The sequence below is a fragment of the Micromonospora rubida genome, from assembly GCF_009908295.1.
In the GTDB taxonomy this organism is placed as follows: domain Bacteria; phylum Actinomycetota; class Actinomycetes; order Mycobacteriales; family Micromonosporaceae; genus Micromonospora; species Micromonospora rubida.
The window spans coordinates 240,411-265,593 of the sequence record NZ_JAAALO010000008.1; the positions used below are offsets into that span (position 1 = coordinate 240,411).

A 25,183-nucleotide genomic window follows, 5' to 3' on the forward strand; every position below is an offset into this window, starting at 1 on the left:
CAATTGATGATCAAGGCAGGAAATGGCCTCCACCAACGACCTGAAGAACGGCCTGGTACTCAACCTCGACGGAGAGCTCTGGTCCGTCGTCGAGTTCCAGCACGTCAAGCCCGGTAAGGGTGGCGCGTTCGTGCGCACCACCCTGAAGAACGTGCTGTCCGGCAAGGTGGTCGACAAGACCTTCAACGCGGGCACCAAGGTCGTAACCGCGACCGTGGACAAGCGCACCATGCAGTACCTCTACGCCGACGGCGAGGACTACGTCTTCATGGATCTGGAGACGTTCGACCAGATCACCGTCCCCGACGGCACCGTGGGGGAGGCGGCCAACTACCTCCTCCCCGAGGCCGAGGCGACCGTCGCCACCCACGAGGGCGTGCCGCTGTACATCGAGCTGCCGACCTCCGTCGTGTTGGAGGTCACCTACACCGAGCCGGGCCTGCAGGGCGATCGCTCCACCGGCGGCAACAAGCCGGCGACCGTCGAGACCGGCGCGACCGTGCCCGTCCCGCTGTTCATCACCACCGGCGAGAAGATCAAGGTCGACACCCGCGACGGCCGTTACCTCGGCCGCGCCTGATGGCCGAGGGCGCCAAGCAGCAGATGCCGGCACGCCGGAAGGCGCGCAAGCGGGCGCTGGACGTGCTCTACGAGGCCGACCTGCGTAACCAGCCTCCGGTGGAGGTGCTCGCCGGCTACCTCGAGCGGATCGAGAAGCCCCACCCGGAGCACCTCGGGTACGCGGTCGGCCTCGTCGAGGGGGTGGCCGCGCACCTGGACCGGATCGACGAGCTGATCGCCAGCTACGCCGAGGGCTGGACGCTGGACCGGATGCCGGTCGTCGACCGCAACCTGGCCCGGATCGCGGTGTACGAGCTGCTCTACGTCGACGAGCTCGACGACCCGGTGGCGATCAGCGAGGCCGTCGAGCTGGCCCGGCAGATGTCGACCGACGACTCGCCGCGCTTCCTCAACGGGGTGCTCGGCCGGATCGCCGAGTACGCCACCCGCTGAGCCGGCGGCGTCGCCACACCCGTACGACGATGGAAGGGCCCGTGCCGGACGGCACGGGCCCTTCCATCTGTCGACCGGGGTCAGGACGCGAAGAACGCCCGCGGGTCGGCGACGAGCACGCCGTGCTCGGTGAGGCGCTCGATCAGCCCGGACGGCGAGGCGTCGTAGACGATCGCCAGGGCGCGCAGGTCGTCGGCGCGGATGGAGAGCACCCGGCCGTTGTAGTCGCCGCGCTGCTGCTGGATGGCGCGGGCGTACCGGGCGACGTAGGCCAGCTCCTCGGAGGCCTCGTCGTAGAGCCGCTCCAGGTCCAGCACGATCTTGCTGGTGGGCTCGTGACGCACCCCGCTGCCGTCGGGCAGCAGCTCAGAGACGGGCACCCGGTAGAAGTCGGCCAGCTCGGCCAGGCGGGACACCGTGACGGCGCGGTCACCGCGCTCGTACGAGCCGACCACCACGGCCTTCCACCGCCCGCTCGACTTCTCCTCCACCCCCTGCAGGGACAAGCCCTGCTGCTGGCGGATGGAGCGCAGGCGGGCGCCCAGCGACTTGGCGTATTCAGAGGGCATTCGGACACTCCCAGTGCTGCTCGGGGTTCTCCCAGCGATCGCTACGGAGCGTGACGGTACGGGGATTGCGACACCTGGTCAAGTGGTCGTGACCCTACCGTTGAGGAGCGCAGGGTGAGTTATCCCGATTCGCCACCCTGATCCAGGGGTCAGTGCCGGCGGCGGAAGGCCCCGTGACCGCTGGTAACGTGGCGTGAGCCCCGGCCAGGCCGTTCGCGGTCCGCCGGAGGTGCCAGACATCCTTTAACGACCCGTCCCGTGAGGCGGGGAAGGAGGTCCGCCGTGGCCTACCCATCGGCTGCCCATCCGTCGCCACCGCGACAACCCTCGGTGAAGGTGATCCTCACCGCAGCGGACGTCTCGCGCGTGGTGGACCGCATCGCCCACCAGATCCTCGAAAAGACCCAGGGCGCCGCCGACACCGTGCTGCTCGGCATCCCCACCCGGGGCGCGCCGCTGGCGAGGCGGCTCGCCGCCCGGATCAGCACCTTCGAGGACGTCGCCGTCCCGGTGGGTGTGCTCGACATCACCCTCTACCGCGACGACCTGCGCCGCAACGCCACCCGCGCGGTCGGCCCGACCCAGCTTCCGCCCGGCGGGATCGACGGCAAGCGGGTCGTCCTCGTCGACGACGTGCTGTTCTCCGGCCGCACGGTCCGGGCCGCCCTCGACGCGCTCGGCGACGTCGGCCGCCCCGCCTCGGTGCAGCTCGCCGTGCTGGTCGACCGGGGCCACCGGCAGTTGCCCATCCGCGCCGACTACGTCGGCAAGAACATCCCGACCGCGCTGGCCGAGAGCGTGCGGGTCACCCTCGCCGAGACCGACGGCGCGGACGAGGTCCGGCTGTACGGAGAGGCGCTCCCCTCATGATCCGTCACCTGCTCTCCGCCGCCGACCTGGACGCCGCCACCGCCACCCAGATCCTGGACACCGCGGCCGAGATGGCCACCGTCGCCGGGCGCGAGGTCAAGAAGCTGCCCGCGCTGCGCGGCCGGACCGTGGTGAACCTGTTCTACGAGGACTCCACCCGGACCCGGATCTCCTTCGAGGCGGCGGCGAAGCGACTCAGCGCCGACGTGATCAACTTCTCGGCCAAGGGCTCCAGCGTGACCAAGGGCGAGAGCCTGAAGGACACCGCGCTCACCCTCCAGGCGATGGGGGCCGACGCGGTGGTCGTCCGGCACCCCGCCTCCGGCGCGCCGCACCGGCTGGCCGACTGGGTGGACGGGTCGGTGGTCAACGCCGGCGACGGCACCCACGAGCACCCCACCCAGGCGCTGCTCGACGCGTACACGATGCGCTCCCGGCTGGGCCGGCTCGCCGGCCTGCACGTCGCGGTGGTCGGGGACGTGCTGCACTCCCGGGTGGCCCGCTCCAACGTGCTGCTGCTGTCCACCCTCGGCGCGAAGGTCACCCTGGTCGGCCCGCCCACCCTCATCCCCGTCGACATCGCGGCGGCCCTCGCCCCCGGCACCGACGTCTCCTACGACCTCGACGTCGTTCTCCCCGACGTGGACGTGGTGATGATGCTGCGGGTGCAGCGGGAACGGATGAAGGACTCCTACTTCCCCTCCGCCCGCGAGTACGCCCGCCGCTACGGGCTCGACGGGCCGCGGATGCGCCGGCTGCCCGAGCACGCGATCGTCATGCACCCCGGGCCGATGAACCGGGGCATGGAGATCACGCCCGAGGTCGCCGACTCGCCCCGCTCCACCATCGTCGAACAGGTCGCCAACGGGGTCTCCGTGCGGATGGCCGTCCTCTATCTCCTGCTCGGGGGGAACAAGCTGTGACCGCGTACCTGATCACCAACGTGAGCGTCGTCGGCGCCGCGCCGACCGACCTGCTGATCCGCGACGGCGTCGTCGCCGCCACCGGCGCGGGGCTGAGCGCGCCGGACGCCACGGTGGTCGACGGCACCGGGCTGGTCGCCCTGCCCGGCCTGGTCGACCTGCACACCCACCTGCGCGAGCCGGGCCGCGAGGACGCCGAGACCGTCGAGTCCGGCTCCCGGGCGGCGGCGCTGGGCGGGTACACGGCGGTCTGCGCGATGGCCAACACCTCCCCGGTCGCCGACACCGCCGGGGTGGTCGAGCAGGTCTGGCGGCTCGGCCGGGAGGCCGGCCTGGTCGACGTGCAGCCGATCGGCGCGGTCACCGTCGGCCTGGCCGGCGAGCGCCTCGCCGAGCTGGGCGCGATGGCCGACTCGGCGGCCCAGGTGCGGATCTTCTCCGACGACGGGCACTGCGTCGCCGACCCGTTGCTGATGCGCCGGGCCCTGGAGTACGTCAAGGCGTTCGACGGGATCATCGCCCAGCACGCCGAGGAGCCCCGGCTCACCGAGGGCGCGCAGATGCACGAGGGCGAGGTCTCCACCCGGCTCGGGCTGACCGGCTGGCCGGCGGTCGCCGAGGAGGCGATCATCGCCCGGGACGTGCTGCTCGCCGAGCACGTCGGCAGCCGGCTGCACGTCTGCCACGTCTCCACGGCCGGCAGCGTCGAGGTGCTGCGCCAGGCCAAGGCACGCGGCGTCCGGGTCACCGCCGAGGTCACCCCGCACCACCTGCTGCTGACCGACGTCAAGGCGACCACCTACGACCCGGTGTACAAGGTCAACCCGCCGCTGCGCACCGCCACCGACGTCGCCGCGCTGCGCGTCGCGCTCGCCGAGGGCGTGATCGACATCATCGCCACCGACCACGCCCCGCACGCCGTGGAGGACAAGGAGTGCGAATGGGCGTACGCCCGGCCGGGCATGCTCGGGCTGGAGACGGCGCTGTCGATCGCCCTGGACGTGCTCGGCCCGCAGTGGGAGCTGATCGCCGAGCGGATGTCCCGCGCCCCGGCCCGGATCGCCGGGCTCGACTCCCACGGCCTCGACCCGGCCCCCGGCGTGCCGGCCAACCTCACCCTGGTCGACCCGGCCGCCCGGTGGGTCGTCGAGCCCGCCGAGCTGGCCAGCCACAGTCGCAACACCCCGTACGCCCGCATGACGCTGCCAGGTCGCATCGTGGCGACCTTCCTGCGCGGCGAGCCGACGGTCCTGGACGGAAAGGCTGTCAAGTGATTCGAGCGAGGAGTGCAGCGGAGCGGAGCCCCGCAGTCCGGACCGAAGGAAGTGCGGCATGAGAAGGCGTCCCGCGATTCTCGTCCTTGAGGACGGGCGCACGTTCCACGGCGAGGCGTACGGCAGCGTCGGGGAGACCTTCGGCGAGGCGGTCTTCAACACCGGCATGACCGGCTACCAGGAGACCCTGACCGACCCGTCCTACCACCGGCAGGTCGTGGTGCAGACCGCGCCGCACATCGGCAACACCGGCGTCAACGGCGAGGACGACGAGTCCGGCCGGATCTGGGTCGCCGGGTACGTGGTCCGTGACCCGGCCCGGATCGGCTCGAACTGGCGGGCCACCGGCGGGCTGGAGGACCGGCTCGCCGCCGAGGGCGTCGTCGGCATCGGCGGGGTGGACACCCGGGCGCTGACCCGGCACCTGCGCGAGCGCGGCGCGATGCGGGTCGGCATCTCCAGCGTCGACGACGACCCGCGCGCCCTGCTGGCCCGGGTCCGCCAGGCGCCGCAGATGGTCGGCGCGGACCTGTCCGCCGAGGTGAGCACGGCGCAGCCGTACGTGGTCGAGGCCGAGGGCGAGCACCGGTTCACCGTGGCCGCGCTGGACCTCGGCATCAAGCGCAACGTGCCGCGCCGGCTCGCCGCGCGCGGGGTCACCACCCACGTCCTGCCCGCCTCGTCGGGCATCGACGACCTGCTCGCCACGGGCGCGGACGCGGTGTTCATCTCGCCCGGCCCGGGTGACCCGGCCACCGCCGACGGCCCGGTCGGGCTCGCCCGGGAGGTGCTGCGCCGGCGAATCCCGCTGTTCGGCATCTGCTTCGGCAGCCAGATCCTCGGCCGGGCGCTGGGCTTCGGCACGTACAAGCTCGGCTACGGCCACCGCGGCATCAACCAGCCGGTGCTCGACCGGGTCACCGGCAAGGTCGAGGTGACCAGCCACAACCACGGCTTCGCGGTCGCCTGGCCGGGCCGCGACCAGGAGCCCGGCGCCGTGCAGGTCCCGGGCGTGGTCGTCCCCGACCAGGTGATCGAGACCGAGTTCGGCGGCGTCCAGGTGTCGCACGTCTGCCTCAATGACAACGTGGTCGAGGGGCTGCGGGCGAAGGACGTGCCCGCCTTCACCGTCCAGTACCACCCGGAGGCGGCGGCCGGCCCGCACGACGCGGACTACCTCTTCGACCGCTTCGCCGAGCTCATCGAGGGCCGGACCCACACCGAGGGGCGCACGAATGCCTAAGCGGACCGATCTCAAGCACATCCTGGTGATCGGCTCCGGGCCGATCGTCATCGGGCAGGCCTGCGAGTTCGACTACTCCGGCACGCAGGCGTGTCAGGTGCTGCGCAGCGAGGGGATCCGGGTCAGCCTGGTCAACTCCAACCCGGCGACCATCATGACCGACCCGGAGTTCGCCGACGCCACATACGTCGAGCCGATCACCCCGGAGTTCGTCGAGCTGGTCATCGCCAAGGAACGCCCCGACGCCCTGCTGCCCACCCTCGGCGGGCAGACCGCGCTGAACACCGCGGTCGCCCTGCACTCCGCGGGCATCCTGGAGAAGTACGGCGTGGAGCTGATCGGCGCGAACATCGACGCCATCAACCGGGGCGAGGACCGGCAGCTCTTCAAGGACGTCGTGGCGAAGGCCGGCGCCCGGATCGGCATCGCCGACCCGACCGGCCTGGTGCCGCGCTCCCGGGTCTGCCACTCCATGGCCGAGGTCGAGGCGACCGTCGCCGAGCTGGGCCTGCCGGTGGTGATCCGGCCGTCGTTCACCATGGGCGGCCTGGGCTCCGGCATGGCGCACACGGATGCCGACCTGGCGCGGATCGCCGGGGCGGGCCTGGCCGCCAGCCCGGTGCACGAGGTGCTCATCGAGGAGAGCGTGCTCGGCTGGAAGGAGTACGAGCTCGAACTCATGCGTGACCGCAACGACAACGTGGTGGTGGTCTGCTCGATCGAGAACATCGACCCGATGGGCGTGCACACCGGCGACAGCGTCACCGTGGCCCCGGCCATGACGCTGACCGACCGGGAGTACCAGGGCCTGCGCGACCTGGGCATCGCCGTGCTGCGCGAGGTCGGGGTGGACACCGGCGGCTGCAACATCCAGTTCGCGGTGAACCCGGCCGACGGCCGGATCGTCGTGATCGAGATGAACCCCCGGGTGTCCCGCTCCTCGGCGCTGGCGTCGAAGGCGACCGGCTTCCCGATCGCGAAGATCGCCGCGAAGCTGGCCATCGGATACACCCTCGACGAGATCCCCAACGACATCACGCGCAAGACCCCGGCGGCGTTCGAGCCGACCCTGGACTACGTGGTGGTGAAGATTCCCCGGTTCGCGTTCGAGAAGTTCCCCGGCGCGGACCCGGAGCTGACCACCACCATGAAGTCGGTGGGCGAGGCGATGAGCCTCGGCCGCAACTTCACCGAGGCGCTGAACAAGGCGATGCGCTCGATGGAAACCAAATCATCGGGTTTCTGGACCACCCCGGACCCGACGGGGGCAAGCCGGGAGGACACCCTCGCCGCGCTGCGCGTCCCGCACGACGGCCGGCTGTACACCGTCGAGCGGGCGCTGCGCCTCGGCGCGTCGATCGCCGAGGTCACCGCCGCGTCCGGCGGGATGGACCCGTGGTTCCTGGACCAGATCGCCGCGCTGGTGGAGCTGCGGGCGGAGATCGTGGACGCCCCGGTCCTCGACGGCGACCTGCTGCGCCGGGCCAAGCGGGCCGGCCTGTCCGACCGGCAGCTCGCCGCGCTCCGGCCGGAGCTGGCCGCCGAGGACGGGGTACGCACGCTGCGCCACCGCCTCGACATCCGGCCCGTCTACAAGACGGTGGACACCTGCGCCGCCGAGTTCGAGGCGACCACCCCTTACCACTACTCGACGTACGACTCCGAGACCGAGGTCGCGCCGTCGGACCGGCCCAAGGTGCTCATCCTGGGCTCCGGGCCGAACCGGATCGGCCAGGGCATCGAGTTCGACTACTCGTGCGTGCACGCCGTGATGGCGCTCAGGGCGGTCGGCTACGAGACGGTGATGGTCAACTGCAATCCGGAGACCGTCTCCACCGACTACGACACCGCCGACCGGCTCTACTTCGAGCCGCTGACCTTCGAGGACGTGCTGGAGGTCTGGCACGCCGAGGACTCGTCCGGCCGGGCGGCCGGCGGGCCGGGCGTGGTCGGGGTGATCGTGCAGCTCGGCGGGCAGACCCCGCTGGGCCTGGCACAGCGGCTGAAGAACGCGGGCGTGCCGGTGGTGGGCACCTCGCCGGAGTCGATCCACCTGGCCGAGGAGCGCGGCGCCTTCGGGTCGGTGCTGGCCCGGGCCGGGCTGCGCGCCCCCGCGCACGGCATGGCCACCTCGTACGAGGAGGCCAAGGCGATCGCCGAGGAGATCGGCTACCCGGTGCTGGTCCGCCCGTCGTACGTGCTGGGCGGGCGGGGCATGGAGATCGTCTACGACGACCCGACACTGCGCGACTACATCGGCCGGGCCACCGAGATCTCCCCGGACCGCCCGGTGCTGGTCGACCGGTTCCTCGACGACGCCATCGAGATCGACGTGGACGCGCTGTGCGACGCCGACGGTGAGGTGTACCTCGGCGGGGTGATGGAGCACATCGAGGAGGCCGGCATCCACTCCGGCGACTCGTCCTGCGCGCTGCCGCCGATCACCCTGGCCGGCTCGCACCTGGCGGAGGTGCGCCGGTACACCGAGGCGATCGCCCGGGGCGTGGGGGTGCGCGGCCTGCTCAACGTCCAGTACGCGCTCAAGGACGACGTGCTGTACGTGTTGGAGGCGAACCCGCGGGCATCCCGGACGGTCCCGTTCGTGTCCAAGGCCACGGCGGTGCCGCTGGCCAAGGCGGCGGCCCGGATCGCCCTCGGCGCCACCATCGCCGAGCTGCGCGCCGAGGGGCTGCTCCCGCCGACCGGCGACGGCGGCACGATGCCGGCCGACGCGCCGATCGCGGTGAAGGAGGCGGTGCTGCCGTTCAAGCGGTTCCGCACCCCGTCGGGCAAGGGCATCGACTCGCTGCTCGGCCCGGAGATGAAGTCCACCGGCGAGGTGATGGGCATCGACACGAACTTCGGTCACGCCTTCGCCAAGAGCCAGGCCGCCGCGTACGGGTCGCTGCCGACCGCCGGGCGGATCTTCGTCTCGGTGGCCAACCGGGACAAGCGCGGCATGATCTTCCCGATCAAGCGCCTGGCCGACCTCGGCTTCGAGATCGTCGCCACCACCGGCACCGCGGAGGTGCTGCGCCGGCACGGCATCGCCTGCGAGCAGATCCGCAAGCACTACGAGTCGGGCGCGGGCGAGGACGCGGTCTCGATGATCCTCGGGGGCGACGTGGCGCTGGTGGTCAACACCCCGCAGGGCTCCGGGGCGAGCGCCCGCTCCGACGGCTACGAGATCCGCAGCGCCGCCGTGACGGCCGACATCCCGTGCATCACCACCGTCCCGGGCGCGGCGGCGGCGGTGATGGGCATCGAGGCCCACATCCGCGGCGACATGCAGGTCCGCCCCCTCCAGGACCTGCACGCCACCCTCCGAGCCACCCGATGACCCCACCCGGATCGACGCGGCGGTGTGACCCGGGGAGGGTGTGGGCGTGGTGATGTTTGAGAAGGTCGTGCGGTCCGGGTTGTTCCGGGTGGGGGGCGGGGACGCCGAGGCGGCGCATGAGTGGACGCTGCGGCGGCTGGCCGCCGTGTCCCGGTCGCCCGTGGCGCTCGCCGGGCTGCGGGCCCGGTACGCCGTGCGGGCACCCCGGACGGTGTTCGGGGTGGAGTTCCCGAACCCGGTGGGGCTGGCCGCCGGGATGGACAAGGACGGCGCGGCGCTGCCGGCGTGGCCGGCGCTCGGCTTCGGCTTCGTCGAGGTCGGCACGGTCACCGCGCACGCCCAGCCGGGCAACCCCCGGCCCCGGCTGTTCCGGCTGCGCGACAGCGAGGCCGTGGTGAACCGGATGGGCTTCAACAACGCCGGCGCGGTGGCGCTGGCGGGCCGGCTGGCCGCGCTGCCCCGCCCGATCGGGGTGCCGCTGGGGATCTCGCTGGGCAAGTCCAAGGTGACCCCGCTGGACGAGGCGGTGCAGGACTACCTCGCCTCCTACCGGGCGTTGCGTGGGCACGGCGACTACTTCGCGGTCAACGTCTCCTCGCCGAACACCCCGGGCCTGCGCGCGTTGCAGGACCGGTCGCACCTGGACGCGCTCCTGGCGGCCCTGGTGGGGGAGAAGCCGGTGCTGGTGAAGATCGCCCCGGACCTGACCGACCAGGCGATCGCCGAGCTGCTGGAGGTCTGCCTGGCCCGGGGCGCGGCCGGGGTGATCGCCACCAACACCACCCTGGCCCGCGACGGGCTCGCCCCGGCCGACCGGGCGCGGGGCGCGGAGCAGGGTGGCCTGTCCGGCCGCCCGCTGGCCGCCCGCGCCCGGGAGGTGGTCTCCTTCGTCCATCGGGAGACCGGGGGGCGGCTCCCGGTGGTCGGGGTGGGCGGCATCGTCGACCCCGACGACGCAGCCCGGATGTTCGACGCGGGCGCGTCCCTGGTCCAGCTCTACACCGGGTTCATCTATCGGGGCCCTGCCCTGGTCCGGGCGGTGGCCCGCACGGCCGGCAGGGCGACAACACCGGCCGACACCCGGTGAACGGGGACCCGGCGACATCGTCCCCCCGCCCCCTTTGCTCTGCTGCCGCGGGCGCAACGGCTGCCGTCCCGCGGCCGGGCAGCGAGTGTTGCGTCCGTGGCAGCAGCGCAAAGGGGGGCGTGGGGGTCGGGGCCGGTCCGCGCGACACGCCCGCGAGGACACGGAGGAGGGCCCTGTGACGCCCGAGGAGATCCTCGCCGCCGACCGCGAGCACGTGTGGCACCCGTACGCGGCGCTGCCGCCGGCCACGGCGCCCTACGTGGTGGAGAGCGCCCAGGGGGTGCGGCTGCGGCTGGCCGACGGCCGGGAGCTGGTGGACGGGATGTCGTCCTGGTGGGCGGCCATCCACGGCTACCGGCACCCGGCGCTGGACGCGGCGGTCACCGACCAGCTCGGCCGGATGAGCCACGTGATGTTCGGCGGGCTGACCCACGAGCCGGCGGTGCGGCTGGCCGGCACGCTGGTCGAGCTGGCCCCGGAAGGGCTGGAACGGGTCTTCCTGTGCGACTCCGGCTCGGTGAGCGTCGAGGTCGCGGTGAAGATGTGCCTGCAGTACCAGCGGGCCGTCGGGCGGCCGGAGCGGCGCCGGTTGGGCACCTGGCGGGGCGGCTATCACGGCGACACGTTCCACCCGATGAGCGTCTGCGACCCCGAGGGCGGCATGCACCACCTCTGGGGCGACGTGCTGCCCCGGCAGGTGTTCGCGCCCGTGCCGCCGGGCGGCTTCGACTCGCCCCCCGATCCGGCGTACGTGACGGCGCTGACGGACGCCGTGCGGCGGCACGCCGACGAGCTGGCCGCCGTGATCGTCGAGCCGGTGGTGCAGGGCGCCGGCGGGATGCGCTTCCACCATCCGGAGTACCTGCGGGTGCTGCGCGAGGTGACCCGGGCCCACGGCGTGCTGCTGGTCTTCGACGAGATCGCCACCGGCTTCGGCCGCACCGGGACGATGTTCGCCGCCGAGCACGCCGGGGTGAGTCCCGACGTGCTCTGCGTCGGCAAGGCGCTCACCGGCGGGTACCTGACGCTGGCCGCCGCGCTGTGCACGGCGGAGGTGGCGTGGGGCATCTCCCGCGACGGGGTGCTGGCGCACGGGCCGACGTTCATGGGCAATCCGCTCGCCTGCGCGGTCGCCAACGCCTCCATCGGGCTGCTGCGGGCCGGAGACTGGGCCGCCGAGGTGTCGAGGGTGGGCGCGGGCCTGCGGGCCGGTCTGGAGCCGCTGCGGGGCGCGCCGGGGGTGGCCGACGTGCGGGTGCTCGGCGCGATCGGCGTGGTCCAGCTCGACCATGAGGTGGACCTCACGAAGGCCACCGCCGCCGCGGTGGAGCAGGGGGTCTGGCTGCGGCCGTTCCGCGACCTGGTCTACACGATGCCCCCGTACGTCACCGGCGACGCCGACGTCGCCCGGATCGCGGCCGGGATCGCCGCCGCGGTGGCGGTCGGCTGACCCGCGTCGCGGATCCACCGGTCCGGCGTGGCATGTCCCGGATCGGTCAGCCGCGCCGGTTACGGCGCGCATCGGGGTGCGGCGGGTGCCGCGCCCCGGGGAGAGATCGAGAGAGGGAGATGTCGGATGGAGAGCTTCGGTGGCCGGTTGCACCGGGCGGTGGCGGAGCGTGGGCCGCTGTGCGTGGGCATCGACCCGCATCCGGGGTTGCTGGCCCGGTGGGGCCTGTCGGACGACGTCAACGGGCTGGAGCGCTTCTGCCGCACCGTGGTGGAGGCGCTCGGCGAGCGGGTTGCGGTCGTCAAGCCACAGTCCGCGTTCTTCGAGCGCTTCGGCTCCCGCGGCGTGTCCGTTCTGGAGTCAACTATCCGACAGTTGCGGGATTCCGGCTCGCTCGTTCTGCTTGACGTCAAGCGTGGGGACATCGGCTCGACCGTCGCGGCGTACGCCTCCGCGTACCTCGATCCATCCAGCTCGCTGTATGTCGACGCGCTCACGGCGAGCCCCTACCTGGGAGTAGGGTCGCTGGCCCCGATGTTCGAGCTCGCCGCCACGCACGGCGGCGGGGTCTTCGTCCTGGCGCTGACGTCCAACCCGGAGGGGGCCGCCGTGCAGCGCGCCCGCGCCGCCGACGGGCGCACCGTCGCGCAGACGGTGATCGACGAGATTGCGCAGCTCAACCGGGGTGCCGAGCCGCTCGGCAGCTTCGGCCTGGTGGTCGGCGCGACCATCGGTGACACGGGTCACGACCTCTCCGCCGTGCACGGTCCGCTGCTCGCCCCGGGGCTCGGCGCGCAGGGCGCCACGGCGGCCGATCTGCGTACGGTCTTCGGTTCCAGCCTGCCGTCGGTGCTCCCGTCGTACTCCCGCGAGGTGCTGCACGCCGGGCCCGACGTGGCCGCGCTGCGGGCCGCCGCGGACCGGGTCCTGACTGAGTGTCGGGCGGCCCTCGGCGGGGCCTGACTGAGTGAAGGCTCGGTCACTTTGCCGTGGTCGCCGCGCGCCCACGTTGCCGAATGCGCCCGCGACCGCTAGTTTTCCCCGCGCTGGGAACCATGGACCCCTTTGGTTTCCGGCGACTTCACGTTTCACAGCTGCGGCGTGGCGTCCCGCCCGTCGCTATAGGGACCTGAGGAGAACTGGTGCCCCTCCCGTCACTGACCCCCGAGCAACGCGCAGCCGCGCTCGAAAAGGCTGCGGAGATCCGCAAGGCCCGTGCTGAGCTGAAGGAGCAGCTCAAGCAGGGCAAGACCACTCTCGCCTCCGTCCTCGCGCGGGCCGAGGGCGACGATGTCGTCGGCAAGCTCAAGGTTTCGGCCGTCCTGCAGGCGATGCCGGGCATCGGCAAGATCCGGGCCACCCAGATCATGGAGAAGCTCAAGATCGCCGACAGCCGCCGGCTGCGGGGCCTGGGCGAGCAGCAGCGTAAGGCGCTGCTCGGCGAGTTCGCCGCCAACTGAGCACGACGGGTTCGCCGTCACCTGACCACGGCAGCGTGTAGAAACGAGCCGTGAGCACGGATGACGAGGCGCGCCCGGCGGCCCGGCTCACCGTCCTGACCGGTCCCTCCGGGGCCGGCGTGGGCAGTGTCGTCGAGCTGTTCCGGGCGCGTTCTCCGTCGGTGTGGACGCCGGTGCCGGCCACCACCCGCCCTCGCCGGGCGGGTGAGCGGGACGGCGTCGACCGGCTGTTCCTCGACCCGGCGGAGTTCGACCGGCTGGTCGCCGCCGGCCGGCTGCTGGAGTGGGCCCGGGTCGGGCCGCACGCCTGCGGCACCCCGGCCGGGCCGGTCCTCGCGCGGCTCGCCGCCGGCCAGCCGGTGCTGCTCCCGCTCGACCTACGCGGCGCGCTCGCCGTCCGCGCGGCGCACCCGGACGCCCGACTGGTCCTGCTCGCCCCGCCCGGCTGGCGGCCGGAGCCGGCCGTCGCGGCCGTCGCCGAGCACGTCGTGGCGCACGACCTGACCGGGCGGGTGGTGGACGGACTGGTAGGCTTGCTCGGTTCTTCTTTCCCGGCTCCGGCTCAACCGCGTCTGCGTGGTTGAGCGACCCACCGCGTCCGCGCGGTAACAGAGACGCAGAGGTTATTTCGTGGGATCCATCGCCAACCCCGAAGGCATCACCAACCCGCCGATCGACGAGCTCCTTGAGAAGACGACGTCGAAGTACGCCCTGGTGATCTTCGCCGCCAAGCGGGCCCGCCAGGTCAACGCCTACTACAGCCAGCTCGGCGAGGGCCTGCTGGAGTACGTCGGCCCCCTCGTGGAGACCACCCCCCAGGAGAAGCCCCTCTCCATCGCCATGCGCGAGATCAACGGGGGCCTGCTCACCGCCGAGCCCACCGACCAGCCGTAGTCTCGCCGCGCGTCGATGTCCGCCGAGATCGTCCTCGGGGTGGGCGGCGGCGTCGCCGCCTACAAGGCGTGTGAGCTGCTGCGGTTGTTCACCGAGTCGGGGCACCGGGTCCGCGTCGTGCCGACCGCGTCGGCGCTCCGCTTCGTCGGGGCGCCGACCTGGGCCGCCCTGTCCGGCCAGCCGGTCGCCGACGACGTCTGGTCCGACGTGCACGAGGTGCCGCACGTCCGGCTCGGGCAGCGGGCCGACCTGGTCGTGGTCGCCCCCGCCACCGCCGACCTGCTCGCCCGCGCCGCCCACGGGCTCGCCGACGACCTGCTCACCAACACGCTGCTCACGGCCCGTTGCCCGGTGCTGCTCGCCCCGGCGATGCACACCGAGATGTGGGAGAACGCGGCCACCGTGGCCAACGTCGCCACGCTGCGCTCCCGGGGCGTCCGGGTCATCGAGCCCGCCGTCGGCCGGCTCACCGGCGCCGACAGCGGCAAGGGGCGGCTGCCGGACCCGGCCGAGATCTTCGCCGTCGCCCGGCGGGCGCTGGCCCGCGGCGTCGACTCCCCGGCAGACCTGGCCGGCCGCCACGTGGTGGTGACCGCCGGCGGCACCCGGGAGCCGCTCGACCCGGTCCGGTTCCTGGGCAACCGCTCGTCCGGCAAGCAGGGGTACGCCTTCGCCCGCGCCGCGGTCGCCCGCGGCGCCCGGGTCACCCTGGTCTCCGCCAACGTGACGCTCGCCGACCCGGCCGGCGTCGACCTGGTCCGGGTCGGCACCACCGAGGAGCTGCGCGAGGCCACCCTGAAGGCCGCCGCGGCGGCCGATGCGGTGGTGATGGCGGCGGCGCCCGCCGACTTCCGGCCCGCCACCTATTCACCGGGCAAAATCAAGAAATCGGATGCCGGGCCACCTACGATCGAACTCGTCACGAACCCGGATATCGCCGCCGAGTTGGGCCGGCGCCGCCGACCGGAACAGGTGCTGGTGGTGTTCGCGGCCGAGACCGGCGACGCGGAGGCCAACGGCCGGGCCAAGCTCGCCCGCAAACGGGCGGACCTCGTCGTCGTCAACGAGGTCGGCCCGGACAAGGTCTTCGGTGCCGAGACCAACGCGGCGACCGTCATCGGCGCGGACGGCGCGGTGCACACCCTGCCCGAACAGTCCAAGGAGGACCTCGCCGACGGCGTCTGGGACCTCGTGGTGACGCGGCTGGTCGGAGTGTCCGCATAGTGATGGCGACCTGACCGATCGATTGCTGTGCGAGTGTGGGTGACTACACTCCACAGAACGACCTTTCACATACTTAGGAGTGCCGTGACACGCCGCCTCTTCACGTCCGAATCGGTCACGGAAGGCCACCCGGACAAGATCGCCGACCAGATCAGCGACGGCATTCTCGACGCACTGCTCGCCCAAGACGCGCACAGTCGCGTAGCCGTCGAGACCCTGATCACCACCGGCCAGGTGCACGTGGCCGGCGAGGTGACGACCAAGGCGTACGCCGACATCCCCACCATCGTCCGGGAGACGATCCTGGATATCGGCTACGACTCCTCGAAGAAGGGCTTCGACGGCGCCTCCTGCGGCGTGAGCGTGTCCATCGGGGCCCAGTCCCCGGACATCGCGCAGGGCGTGGACAACGCGATGGAGCTGCGCACCGGCTCGTCGGAGAGCGCCCTGGACGCCCAGGGCGCCGGCGACCAGGGCATGATGTTCGGCTTCGCCTGCTCGGAGACTCCCGAGCTGATGCCGCTGCCGATCGCCCTGGCGCACCGGCTGGCCCGCCGGCTGACCGCCGTGCGCAAGGACGGCACGATCCCGTACCTGCGGCCGGACGGCAAGACCCAGGTCACCATCGAGTACGAGGGGCTGCGCCCGGTCCGGCTCAACACGGTCGTCGTGTCCAGCCAGCACGCGGCCGACATCTCGCTGGACAGCCTGCTCACCCCGGACGTGCGCGACCACGTCATCGCCCCGGAGCTGGACAGCCTCGGCCTCGACACCGACGACTACCGGCTGCTGGTCAACCCGACCGGGCGGTTCGAGATCGGCGGCCCGATGGGCGACGCCGGCCTGACCGGCCGGAAGATCATCGTCGACACCTACGGCGGGTACGCCCGGCACGGTGGCGGCGCGTTCTCCGGCAAGGACCCGTCGAAGGTGGACCGCTCGGCGGCGTACGCGATGCGCTGGGTGGCCAAGAACGTGGTGGCCGCCGGCCTCGCCGAGCGCTGCGAGGCGCAGGTCGCGTACGCGATCGGCAAGGCCCACCCGGTGAGCCTGTTCATCGAGACGTTCGGCACCGAGACGGTGGCGGTCGCCGCGATCGAGAAGGCCGTGTCCGAGGTCTTCGACCTGCGCCCGGCCGCCATCATCCGGGACCTGAACCTGCTCCGCCCGATCTACCGGCAGACCGCGGCGTACGGCCACTTCGGCCGGGAACTGCCCGACCTGACCTGGGAGAGCACCGACCGGGCCGCCGACCTCAAGTCGGCCGCGGGAGCCTGACCGGCACCAGGCGCAGCGACCGGCGACCCGCGGACGGGTCGCCGGTCGCTCGTGTCTGCGTGGACGTCCCGCTGGCCCACCTCGACCGCCCCTTCGACTACCTGGTCCCCGCCGAGCTGGACGAGGCTGCGGCCCCCGGGACGCGGGTGAAGGTGCGCTTCGCCGGCCAGCTCGTCGACGGCTGGCTGCTTGAGCGGGCCGACGACTCCGGGCACACCGGCAAGCTGGCGTACCTGGAGAAGGTCGTCTCGCCGGAGCCCGTGCTGGCCCCCGAGGTCGCCCGGCTGGCCCGGGCCGTCGCCGACCGGTACGCCGGCAGCCTCGCCGACGTGCTCCGGCTGGCCGTGCCGCCCCGGCACGCCCGGGTGGAGAAGGAGCCACACACCCCGCCCGAGCCCCCGGCCCCGCTGGATCCCCCCGAGGCGGACGGCTGGCGGGCGTACCCGGCCGGGCCGGCGTTCCTGCGCGCCCTGACCGAGGGCCGGCCCGCCCGCGCGGTCTGGTCCGCCCTGCCCGGGGAGGACTGGCCCGCCCGGTACGCCGAGGCGGTCGCCGCCACCGTGGCCGGCGGCCGGGGCGCCGTCGTCGTGGTTCCCGACGCCCGGGACCTCGACCGCCTCGACGCGGCGCTGACCGTCGCCCTGGGTGACGGCCGGCACGTCGCCCTGGCCGCCGCCGCCGGCCCGGCCCGCCGTTACCGCGCGTTCCTGGCGGCCCGGCGCGGGGACGTGTCCGTGGTGATCGGCACCCGGGCCGCCATGTTCGCCCCGGTGGCCCGGCTCGGCCTGGTCGCCGTCATCGACGACGGCGACGACCTGCACGCCGAGCCGCGTGCGCCCTACCCGCACGCCCGCGAGGTGCTGCTCACCCGCGCCCAGCTCGCCGACGCGGCGGCCCTGGTCGGCGGGTACGCGCGCAGCGCCGAGGCGCAACTGCTGGTGGAGACCGGCTGGGCCCGGGAGGTGGTCGCCGACCGGGCGACCGTGCGGGCGCGTACCCCCGCCATCGCCCCGACCGGCGACGACCCGCAACTGGCCCGCGACCCCGGCGCGGCCACGGCCCGGCTGCCCAGCCTGGCCTGGACCGCCGCCCGCGACGCGGTCCGTGCCGACGCGCCGGTGCTGGTCCAGGTGCCCCGCCGCGGCTACCTGCCCTCGATCTCCTGCGCCGAGTGCCGGACCCCGGCCCGCTGCCCGCACTGCGCCGGCCCGCTCGCCCTGCCGTCGGCCGACGGCCCGCCCACCTGCCGCTGGTGCGGCCGGATCGCCGCCGCATATGCCTGCCCGGAGTGTGGGGGGCGGCGGCTGCGGGCCTCCGTCACCGGCGCCCGGCGCACCGCCGAGGAGCTGGGCCGGGCCTTCCCCGGCGTGCCCGTGCGCACCTCCGGGCGGGAGGAGGTGCTCACCACGGTGCCCGGCGGGGCCGGCCTGGTGGTGGCCACCCCCGGCGCCGAGCCGGTCGCCGAGGGCGGCTACGGCGCGGTGCTGCTGCTCGACTCGTGGGCCCTGCTCACCCGGGCCGACCTGCGGGCCGGCGAGGAGGCGCTGCGCCGCTGGCTGGCCGCCGCCGCGCTGGCCCGCCCCGCCGGGGCCGGCGGCCGGGTGGTGGTGGTCGCCGACGGCGCCCTCGTCCCGGTGCAGGCACTGCTGCGCTGGGACGCCGCCTGGTTCGCCGCCCGGGAACTGGCCGAGCGCCGCGAGCTGGGCTTCCCCCCGGCGGTGCGGATGGCCAGCGTCACCGGCTCGGCCGACGCGGTGGCCGACCTGCTGGCCGAGGCCCGGCTGCCCGAGGAGGCGGAGCTGCTCGGCCCGGTCCCCGCCGACGGCGACCGGGAACGGATGCTGGTCCGGGTGCCCCGGGCCCGGGCGGCGGCCCTGGCCGGGGCGCTGCACTCGGCCGCCGGGGTCCGCGCCGCCCGCAAGGCGGCCGACCCGGTGCGCCTCCAGGTCGACCCACTGACCATGTTCTGAGCGCCGCCGTCCGGGCCCGCCGCCGCCTACGTGCGCCATCGCCCGGGCACGCCGCCGCTCGCGTGCCGGTTACGCCCCGCGTGCCGCAAAGGGCCCGCCGTCGCCCCCGGCCCGGCCGGGCGGGCGGGCGGTGGAGGCTCGGGTGACGGCGACCGGTTCCGAGCGCCGTCACGGTCCGTGCTGGTGCCTGCGTGATAGCATCGCCCGTCATGCCTGGGCGCACGGATCGCGCGACGATGGCGGAAGCGCGTCGGTAGGACGCCATGTCGATGATGTCAATCAGCCGGTGATCAGGGGTGGATCAGTCGTGACCGTTCGTCAATCGATCGTCTTCAACGGTGACCTCGGCAGCGGCAAGAGCACCGTTTCCGTCGAGATCGCCAAGCGGCTGGAGTTGCGCCGGGTGAGCGTCGGCGACCTCTACCGCCAGATGGCGCAGGAGCGGGACATGACCGCGCTCCAGCTCAACCTGCACGCCGAGCTGGACCAGGCCGTCGACGGCTACGTCGACCAGCTCCAGCAGGACATCGCCGCCTCCGGCGAGAGCCTGGTGATGGACTCCCGGCTGGCCTGGCACTTCTTCACCGACGCGCTCAAGGTGCACATGATCACCGAGCCGACCGAGGCCGCCCGCCGGGTGCTGGCCCGCCCCTCCGGCCCGGCCGAGAGCTACGCCTCCCTGGAGGAGGCGAAGGCCAAGCTGCGCGAGCGCAGCGAGAGCGAGCGGGGCCGGTTCGTCGTCCGCTACGGCGTCGACAAGGCCCGGCTGCGCAACTACGACCTGATCTGCGACTCCACCCGGGCCAACCCGGAGCAGGTGATCAAGCACATCATCGACGTGTACGAGGGTCGGATCGGCGCCGACGTGCTCCGCGACGCCCCGCCGCTGCTGCTGCTCGACCCGGCCCGGGTCTACCCGACGGAGGACATCGGCACGCTGCGCGGGCTGTGGGACGCCGGGTTCGTCGGTGAGGTCGCCCACGGCGGTGACGAGTCGCTGGAGCCGCTGACCATCGGCTTCACCGGGGAGTACTTCTTCGTCGTCGACGGCCACCGCCGGCTCAGCGCCGCCCTGCAGAACGGGTTCCCGCTGGTCCCCGCGCGGCTGGTCGCCGAGGTGGAGGAGCCGGTGGTCGGCGGGATGAGCGCGGTGGACTACTTCGCCGCCCAGGTCCGCCCCGGCCTCGTGTACGACTGGGAGGCGGCCCACAAGATCCAGCTCCCGCTTCCGGAGCACTGCCTGCGCGCCGGGGACACCGTGCTCGCCGGCGACCCGGCCTCGATCGCCTGAGGGCCGGCCCCGCGAGCCGGCTCCCGGGGCTGACGCGGGCCGGCGTGCGAGCGCCGGGCCCGGCTGACCCCGCTCGGCTACGCCACTCTGCCAGTCACCCTGCGCGACGAGTCCCCGGCTACCGATCGCGGTACGCCGGCCGGCGTCACCGAGCGCACTCCGTAGACTGGTACGGCACGACCATCGTCCGACCGAAGGAGCACCCCCGAGTGACCGTCCAGCCCATCCGTCTGTTCGGGGACCCGGTGCTGCGCACACCGGCCGATCCGGTGGTCGACTTCGACGTCGAGCTGCGCAAGCTCGTCGCCGACCTGACCGACACGATGCGTGAGCAGAACGGCGCCGGCCTGGCCGCGCCGCAGCTCGGCGTGGGCCTGCGGGTGTTCGCCTTCGACGTCGACGACGTGCTCGGCCACCTGGTCAACCCGGTGCTGGAGTTCCCCGACGCCGAGGAGCAGGACGGCCCGGAGGGCTGCCTGTCCATCCCCGGGCTCTACTTCGACACCAAGCGCCGGCAGAACGTGATCGCCAAGGGCTTCAACGGCTACGGCGACCCGGTGCAGATCGTCGGCGCCGGCCTGATGGCCCGCTGCGTCCAGCACGAGACCGACCACCTCGACGGCGTGCTCTTCGTCGACCGGCTGGACCCGGAAGGCCGCAAGGAGGCGATGAAGGCGATCCGCCAGGCGGACTGGTACGACCCGACCACCCCGCCGACGGTCAAGCTCAACCCGCACGCCGCCGGCAGCCCCTTCGGTCTGGGTCGGTGACGCCGATGCGCCTCGTCTTCGCCGGTACCCCGGCCGTCGCCGTCCCCGCACTGGCCGCCGTCGCGGCCTCCGACCACGAGCTGGTCGCCGTCGTCACCCGTCCCGACGCCCCCGCCGGCCGTGGCCGGGGCCTGGTCCGCTCGCCCGTCGGCGCGTGGGCCGACGAGCACGGCGTCGAGGTGCTCACGCCGGCCCGTCCGCGCGAGCCGGAGTTCCTCGACCGGCTGCGCGAGCTGGCCCCCGACTGCGCCCCGGTGGTCGCGTACGGCGCGCTGGTGCCCCCGGCCGCGCTGGAGATCCCCCGGCACGGCTGGGTCAACCTGCACTTCTCGCTGCTGCCCGCGTGGCGCGGCGCGGCCCCGGTCCAGCACGCCGTGCTGCACGGCGACGAGCTGACCGGCGCCAGCGTCTTCGAGCTGGAGGAGGGGCTGGACACCGGCCCGGTCTACGGCACCCTCACCGACGAGGTCCGCCCCACCGACACCTCCGGGGACCTGCTGGAGCGCCTCGCCCACTCCGGCGCCGGCCTGCTGGTGGCCGTCCTCGACGCGATCGCGGCGGGCACCGGCCGGGCCGAGCCGCAGCCGGCCGACGGGGTGTCGCTCGCGCCGAAGCTGACCGTCGAGGACGCACGGGTGCGCTGGGGCGACCCCGCGTTCGCGGTGGACCGGCGGGTCCGCGCGTGCACCCCGGCCCCCGGCCCGTGGACCACGTTCCGGGGCGAGCGGGTCAAGCTCGGCCCGGTCGTCCCGGTGCCGGACGGCCCCGAGCTGAAGGCGGGCGAGCTGTTGGTGGAGAAGTCCCGGGTGCTGGCCGGTACGGGCACCGTCCCGGTGACCCTCGGCGAGGTGCGGGCGGCTGGCAAGAAGGCCATGCCGGCGAGCGACTGGGCGCGCGGCGTCCGGGTCTCCGCCGGGGAGGAGCTCGCATGACCGGGCCGACGGAACGGCCGGCGCGCCGGTACGACGAGCAGCGCGACCCGCGCCCCGAGCGGTCGTCGGGCGGCCCGCGAGGTGACCGGCCCGGCTACGGTGACCGGTCGGCCCGGGGCGGTCGGGGCGGCGAGGACCGGCAGGGCGGCCGGCGGCCGGTGCGGCCCGCCGTGGACCTGCCCCGGCACGTCGCGTACCAGGCCGTCGCGGCGGTGCACCGGGACGACGCGTACGCCAACCTGGTGCTGCCGGCGATGCTGCGCGAGGAGGGGCTGACCGGCCGGGACGCCGCCTTCGCCACCGAGCTCACCTACGGCTCGCTGCGGCACACCGGCACCCTCGACGCGATCCTCACCGACGCCGCAGGCCGGGACGTGGCCCGGATCGACCCGCCGGTGCGCGACGCGTTGCGGCTGGGCGCGTACCAGCTCCTGCACACCCGGGTGCCGGCGCACGCGGCGGTCTCCTCGACGGTCGACCTGGTCCGCACGGTCGCCATCAGCGCCACCGGCTTCGCCAACGCGGTGATGCGCGAGGTGTCCAGCCGGGATGCCGACGCCTGGGTGGCGAAGCTCGCCCCGGCGTTCGAGACCGACCCGATCGGGCACCTGGCCCTGGCCTACAGCCACCCGCAGTGGATCGTGCGGTCGTTCGCCGAGGCGCTCGGCGGCGACCTGGGCGAGACCACCCGCCTGCTGATCGAGAACAACGAGCGCCCACCGGTGCACCTGTGCGCCCGGCCGGGCCGGGCCGATCCGGTCGAGCTGGCCGACGAGGCCGGGGGCGCCCCCGGGGCGTTCTCCCCGTACGCGGTCTACCTCGGTGGCGGTGCCCCCGGCGACCTGCCGGCGGTGGTCGAGGGCCGGGCGCACGTCCAGGACGAGGGCTCCCAGCTGGTGGCCACCGCCCTGGCGGTCGCCCCGTTGGACGGCCCGGACGGCCACTGGCTGGACCTGTGCGCCGGGCCCGGTGGGAAGGCCGCGCTGCTCGGGGCGCTCGCCGCCCAGCGCGGTGCCCGGCTTACCGCCGTCGAGGTCTCCGAGCACCGGGCCCGGCTGGTCAGCCAGGCCACCCGGGGGCTGCCGGTCGACGTGCTGCACACCGACGGGCGCACCGTCGGCGCCGACTCGGAGCTGCCGGAGGCGCACTTCGACCGGGTGCTGGTCGACGCGCCGTGCACCGGGCTGGGCGCGCTGCGCCGCCGGCCGGAGGCCCGTTGGCGCAAGCAGCCGTCGGACCTGCCGCCGCTGACCCGGTTGCAGCGGGAGCTGTTGGTGGCGGCGCTGCGGGCGGTCCGCCCGGGCGGCCTGGTGGCCTACGTGACCTGCTCCCCGCACACCGTGGAGACGCACGTGACGGTGACCGAGGCGGCCCGGCGTGCCGGGGTGCCGGCGGACTTCGTCGACGCCCGGCCGCTGCTGCCGGCCGGGATGCCGGGGTTGGGTGACGGGCCGTCGGTGCAGTTGTGGCCGCACCGGCACGGCACGGACGCCATGTTCCTCGCCGTGCTGCGCCGGGGCTGAGCGACACGTGAAGGAGGGGGCGGCCCGCTGGCCGCCCCCTCCTTCTGCGTCAGTTCCCGCCGCCCCCGGCGGGTCGGGTCACTGGACCGGCAGGACCTTGGCCCCGGCGCCCTTCGCCGAGCGGGTGAGGTTGCGGTCGACCCAGAGGAAGCACTGGACCCCCCGGACGCCGTCCTTCCACTCCTCTTCGCTGGGGTGGTAGAAGATCGTCCCCGCCCGGTACTGCAGGTCGCCGTTGTTGGGCACCTTGGCGTACGAGGCGATCAGGGAACGGCACCCCCGGTGGATGCGCAGCCGGTTCTTGTCGAGCTGGTTGTAGGCCACGTCCGGGGCCTTGTAGACCCCGACGAACTCGGCCCGGTGCTTGCTGGTGCACGGGGTGGGGGCCATCGACTTGATGTCGTCCTTGACGATCTTCGGGTTGAAGCAGCGGTAGACCAGGGTGGAGCTCCCGGTCAGCGCGCCCTTGAGGCTGCCGCTGCGGGGCACGACGCTGGAGTCGTCGACGCTCTCCAACTCGTTGAGGTCGCAGCGGAACCACCGCGCCCCGCCCTCCCACGCCTGCCGGGACGGGAAGACCACGGACAGGAACAGCCGGCCCCCGCGCCACTCGGCGCCGACGGCCTTGTTGACCTCCCGGTCGCACTCGCCACGGGTGGTCTTCATCCCGGCCGACCCGGCGGGCGGGGAAGCGCTCAGCTCGGCGACCGCGCCGGTCAGCGTGCCGACGTGGATGGTCTCCACCCGGTGGGTCGTGCCGCAGTCCACCGGGTTGTAGCCGCTGAGGTAACCGACGTCGGAGAACGTGGTGTGGCAGGTCCCGGCGGCCGGCACGAACTGCGTCGGCGCGGCCATCGCCCGCCAGTCGTCGGCGAGGTCACCGTCCACCCCGGCGGGTGTGCCGCAGCCGGCCAGCGCCACCACCGCGCCCGCACCCACGGCCACCGCCGTCCACCATCGCCGCATCCGTCCGACCTCCCCGTCGCCGATGGTCGCGGAACATCGGTCTCCGTCGCCGATCGCGCCACGGTGCGGGAGCATACGGCACCAGCGCCCAACTCGCGGGTAGTCCCTGCGGCCCGGCACCCCGCGCCGAACGGCTGAGTTTGCGGTCGTCGCTCCAGGGCGGACAGCGCACGCCCCGGTCGCCATTTTTCCCATTCCCGCCCTGCCGGCGGGTAGCAGATGGGCCCCGCCCGCGTGCGGCTCAGGTGACCGTCCTGCTTGGACGCTCACCACGTTCCGGGCGATCGGCGGGGGGCTGCCGGGCCGCCCGGGATCTTCCGCCGGGCCCGGATGGTTCCCCACCAGCGGTCACGACCGGATCACAACGCGTCCCGCATGGTGCCGTGCTGCTGGCGGCGGACGACCGCATTCGTACACTGGCCCGGTGACCGTACCGCCGCTGATCGTCGCGCCCAGCATCCTCGCCGCCGATTTCGCCCGTCTGGCCGAGGAGGTTCGCGCCGTCGAGGGGGCGGCGGACTGGCTGCACGTCGATGTCATGGACAACCACTTCGTGCCGAACCTGACCATCGGGCTGCCCGTGGTGCAGAGCCTGCGGGCGGCGACCGAGCTGCCGTTCGACGTGCACCTGATGATCACCGACCCGCACCGCTGGGCCCCCGGGTACGCCGACGCGGGGGCGTACAACGTCACGTTCCACGCCGAGGCGTGCGACAACCCGGTGGCGCTGGCGAAGGACCTGCGGGCCGCCGGGGCGAAGGCCGGGCTGGCCATCGACCGGGACACCCCGATCGAGCCGTACCTGGAGCTGCTGCCCAGCTTCGACACGCTGCTGATCATGACGATCAAGGCTGGGTTCGGTGGGCAACGGTTCCTCCCGGAGCTGCTGGACAAGGTGAGCGCCGCCCGGCGGCACGTCGACGCGGGCCACCTGGAGCTGCGCATCGAGGTCGACGGCGGGATCGCCGCGGACACCATCGAGCAGGCCGCCGCCGCCGGGGCGGACGCCTTCGTCGCCGGCACCGCGGTCTACGGCGCCGACGACCCCGCCGAGGCGGTCCGCCGCCTGCGGGGCCTGGCGGAGCGCGCGGCCTCCGGGGTCTGA

The 25,183-nt window shown here is 73.7% G+C and carries 23 protein-coding genes; 21 read left to right on the plus strand and 2 right to left on the minus strand.

Annotation, left to right across the window (positions count from 1 at the left end):
- The first annotated feature begins 22 nt into the window (after positions 1 to 22).
- Positions 23 to 580, plus strand: a complete 558-nt coding sequence (gene efp / locus GVV04_RS26085; protein WP_161691445.1) for an elongation factor P — start codon at positions 23 to 25, stop codon at positions 578 to 580.
- 23 nt (positions 581 to 603) lie between these two features.
- On the plus strand, positions 604 to 1,014 hold the full coding sequence (gene nusB / locus GVV04_RS26090) for a transcription antitermination factor NusB (protein WP_201754183.1): 411 nt from the start codon (positions 604 to 606) through the stop codon (positions 1,012 to 1,014).
- Positions 1,015 to 1,094: 80 nt separating this feature from the next.
- On the opposite strand, the gene bldD is transcribed toward nusB, so the two are convergent.
- Positions 1,095 to 1,583, minus strand: a complete 489-nt coding sequence (bldD, locus tag GVV04_RS26095) for a transcriptional regulator BldD (RefSeq protein WP_161691449.1) — start codon at positions 1,581 to 1,583, stop codon at positions 1,095 to 1,097.
- Between the two features lie 282 nt (positions 1,584 to 1,865).
- Here bldD and pyrR point away from each other — a divergent pair, with 282 nt between their 5' ends.
- From pyrR to GVV04_RS26185, 18 genes are all read left to right on the plus strand, one after another.
- A complete protein-coding gene (gene pyrR, locus GVV04_RS26100) occupies positions 1,866 to 2,453 on the plus strand; it encodes a bifunctional pyr operon transcriptional regulator/uracil phosphoribosyltransferase PyrR (RefSeq protein WP_161691451.1) in 588 nt (195 codons plus the stop codon).
- Positions 2,450 to 3,376 (plus strand): aspartate carbamoyltransferase catalytic subunit, encoded by a 927-nt coding sequence (locus tag GVV04_RS26105; protein WP_161691453.1) that lies wholly within the window; start codon positions 2,450 to 2,452, stop codon positions 3,374 to 3,376. Before pyrR ends, GVV04_RS26105 begins: the two co-directional genes overlap by 4 nt.
- Positions 3,373 to 4,650 (plus strand): dihydroorotase, encoded by a 1,278-nt coding sequence (locus tag GVV04_RS26110; RefSeq protein ID WP_161691455.1) that lies wholly within the window; start codon positions 3,373 to 3,375, stop codon positions 4,648 to 4,650. Before GVV04_RS26105 ends, GVV04_RS26110 begins: the two co-directional genes overlap by 4 nt.
- Before the next feature lie 58 nt (positions 4,651 to 4,708).
- A complete protein-coding gene (carA, locus tag GVV04_RS26115) occupies positions 4,709 to 5,893 on the plus strand; it encodes a glutamine-hydrolyzing carbamoyl-phosphate synthase small subunit (RefSeq protein ID WP_161691457.1) in 1,185 nt (394 codons plus the stop codon).
- Positions 5,886 to 9,233 (plus strand): carbamoyl-phosphate synthase large subunit, encoded by a 3,348-nt coding sequence (gene carB / locus GVV04_RS26120; protein WP_161691459.1) that lies wholly within the window; start codon positions 5,886 to 5,888, stop codon positions 9,231 to 9,233. Before carA ends, carB begins: the two co-directional genes overlap by 8 nt.
- A 49-nt stretch (positions 9,234 to 9,282) precedes the next feature.
- On the plus strand, positions 9,283 to 10,320 hold the full coding sequence (locus GVV04_RS26125) for a quinone-dependent dihydroorotate dehydrogenase (protein WP_161691612.1): 1,038 nt from the start codon (positions 9,283 to 9,285) through the stop codon (positions 10,318 to 10,320).
- A 175-nt stretch (positions 10,321 to 10,495) separates the two neighbouring features.
- Positions 10,496 to 11,770 (plus strand): adenosylmethionine--8-amino-7-oxononanoate transaminase, encoded by a 1,275-nt coding sequence (locus tag GVV04_RS26130; RefSeq protein ID WP_161691461.1) that lies wholly within the window; start codon positions 10,496 to 10,498, stop codon positions 11,768 to 11,770.
- A gap of 126 nt (positions 11,771 to 11,896) precedes the next feature.
- Positions 11,897 to 12,733, plus strand: a complete 837-nt coding sequence (pyrF, locus tag GVV04_RS26135) for an orotidine-5'-phosphate decarboxylase (RefSeq protein ID WP_161691463.1) — start codon at positions 11,897 to 11,899, stop codon at positions 12,731 to 12,733.
- 179 nt (positions 12,734 to 12,912) lie between these two features.
- On the plus strand, positions 12,913 to 13,230 hold the full coding sequence (gene mihF / locus GVV04_RS26140) for an integration host factor, actinobacterial type (protein ID WP_161691465.1): 318 nt from the start codon (positions 12,913 to 12,915) through the stop codon (positions 13,228 to 13,230).
- 50 nt (positions 13,231 to 13,280) lie between these two features.
- Positions 13,281 to 13,814, plus strand: a complete 534-nt coding sequence (locus tag GVV04_RS26145; protein ID WP_161691467.1) for a nucleoside/nucleotide kinase family protein — start codon at positions 13,281 to 13,283, stop codon at positions 13,812 to 13,814.
- 46 nt (positions 13,815 to 13,860) lie between these two features.
- Positions 13,861 to 14,124: a DNA-directed RNA polymerase subunit omega gene (gene rpoZ, locus GVV04_RS26150; RefSeq protein ID WP_074318577.1), complete on the plus strand. Its 264-nt coding sequence runs from the start codon at positions 13,861 to 13,863 to the stop codon at positions 14,122 to 14,124.
- 15 nt (positions 14,125 to 14,139) lie between these two features.
- Complete coding sequence (gene coaBC, locus GVV04_RS26155; protein WP_161691469.1) at positions 14,140 to 15,348, plus strand: bifunctional phosphopantothenoylcysteine decarboxylase/phosphopantothenate--cysteine ligase CoaBC; 1,209 nt, start codon at positions 14,140 to 14,142, stop codon at positions 15,346 to 15,348.
- Between the two features lie 84 nt (positions 15,349 to 15,432).
- The gene (metK, locus tag GVV04_RS26160; protein WP_161691471.1) at positions 15,433 to 16,626 is read left to right on the plus strand and encodes a methionine adenosyltransferase; all 1,194 of its coding nucleotides are present in this window, start codon (positions 15,433 to 15,435) and stop codon (positions 16,624 to 16,626) included.
- Positions 16,623 to 18,596 (plus strand): primosomal protein N', encoded by a 1,974-nt coding sequence (locus tag GVV04_RS26165; protein WP_161691614.1) that lies wholly within the window; start codon positions 16,623 to 16,625, stop codon positions 18,594 to 18,596. The genes metK and GVV04_RS26165 overlap by 4 nt, the downstream gene beginning before the upstream one ends.
- 307 nt (positions 18,597 to 18,903) lie before the next feature.
- Positions 18,904 to 19,887: an AAA family ATPase gene (locus GVV04_RS26170; protein WP_161691473.1), complete on the plus strand. Its 984-nt coding sequence runs from the start codon at positions 18,904 to 18,906 to the stop codon at positions 19,885 to 19,887.
- Positions 19,888 to 20,096: 209 nt separating this feature from the next.
- Positions 20,097 to 20,657 carry a peptide deformylase gene (gene def, locus GVV04_RS26175; protein ID WP_161691475.1) on the plus strand — a complete coding sequence of 187 codons (561 nt, stop codon included), beginning with the start codon at positions 20,097 to 20,099 and terminating at the stop codon, positions 20,655 to 20,657.
- Positions 20,658 to 20,662: 5 nt separating this feature from the next.
- Positions 20,663 to 21,589 carry a methionyl-tRNA formyltransferase gene (fmt, locus tag GVV04_RS26180; protein ID WP_161691477.1) on the plus strand — a complete coding sequence of 309 codons (927 nt, stop codon included), beginning with the start codon at positions 20,663 to 20,665 and terminating at the stop codon, positions 21,587 to 21,589.
- Positions 21,586 to 23,112, plus strand: a complete 1,527-nt coding sequence (locus GVV04_RS26185) for an RsmB/NOP family class I SAM-dependent RNA methyltransferase (RefSeq protein WP_161691479.1) — start codon at positions 21,586 to 21,588, stop codon at positions 23,110 to 23,112. Before fmt ends, GVV04_RS26185 begins: the two co-directional genes overlap by 4 nt.
- A 78-nt stretch (positions 23,113 to 23,190) precedes the next feature.
- Here GVV04_RS26185 and GVV04_RS26190 read toward each other — a convergent pair whose 3' ends face one another.
- On the minus strand, positions 23,191 to 24,078 hold the full coding sequence (locus GVV04_RS26190) for a septum formation family protein (RefSeq protein WP_161691481.1): 888 nt from the start codon (positions 24,076 to 24,078) through the stop codon (positions 23,191 to 23,193).
- Positions 24,079 to 24,502: 424 nt separating this feature from the next.
- Between GVV04_RS26190 and rpe the strand changes: the two genes are divergently transcribed.
- Complete coding sequence (rpe, locus tag GVV04_RS26195; RefSeq protein ID WP_161691483.1) at positions 24,503 to 25,183, plus strand: ribulose-phosphate 3-epimerase; 681 nt, start codon at positions 24,503 to 24,505, stop codon at positions 25,181 to 25,183.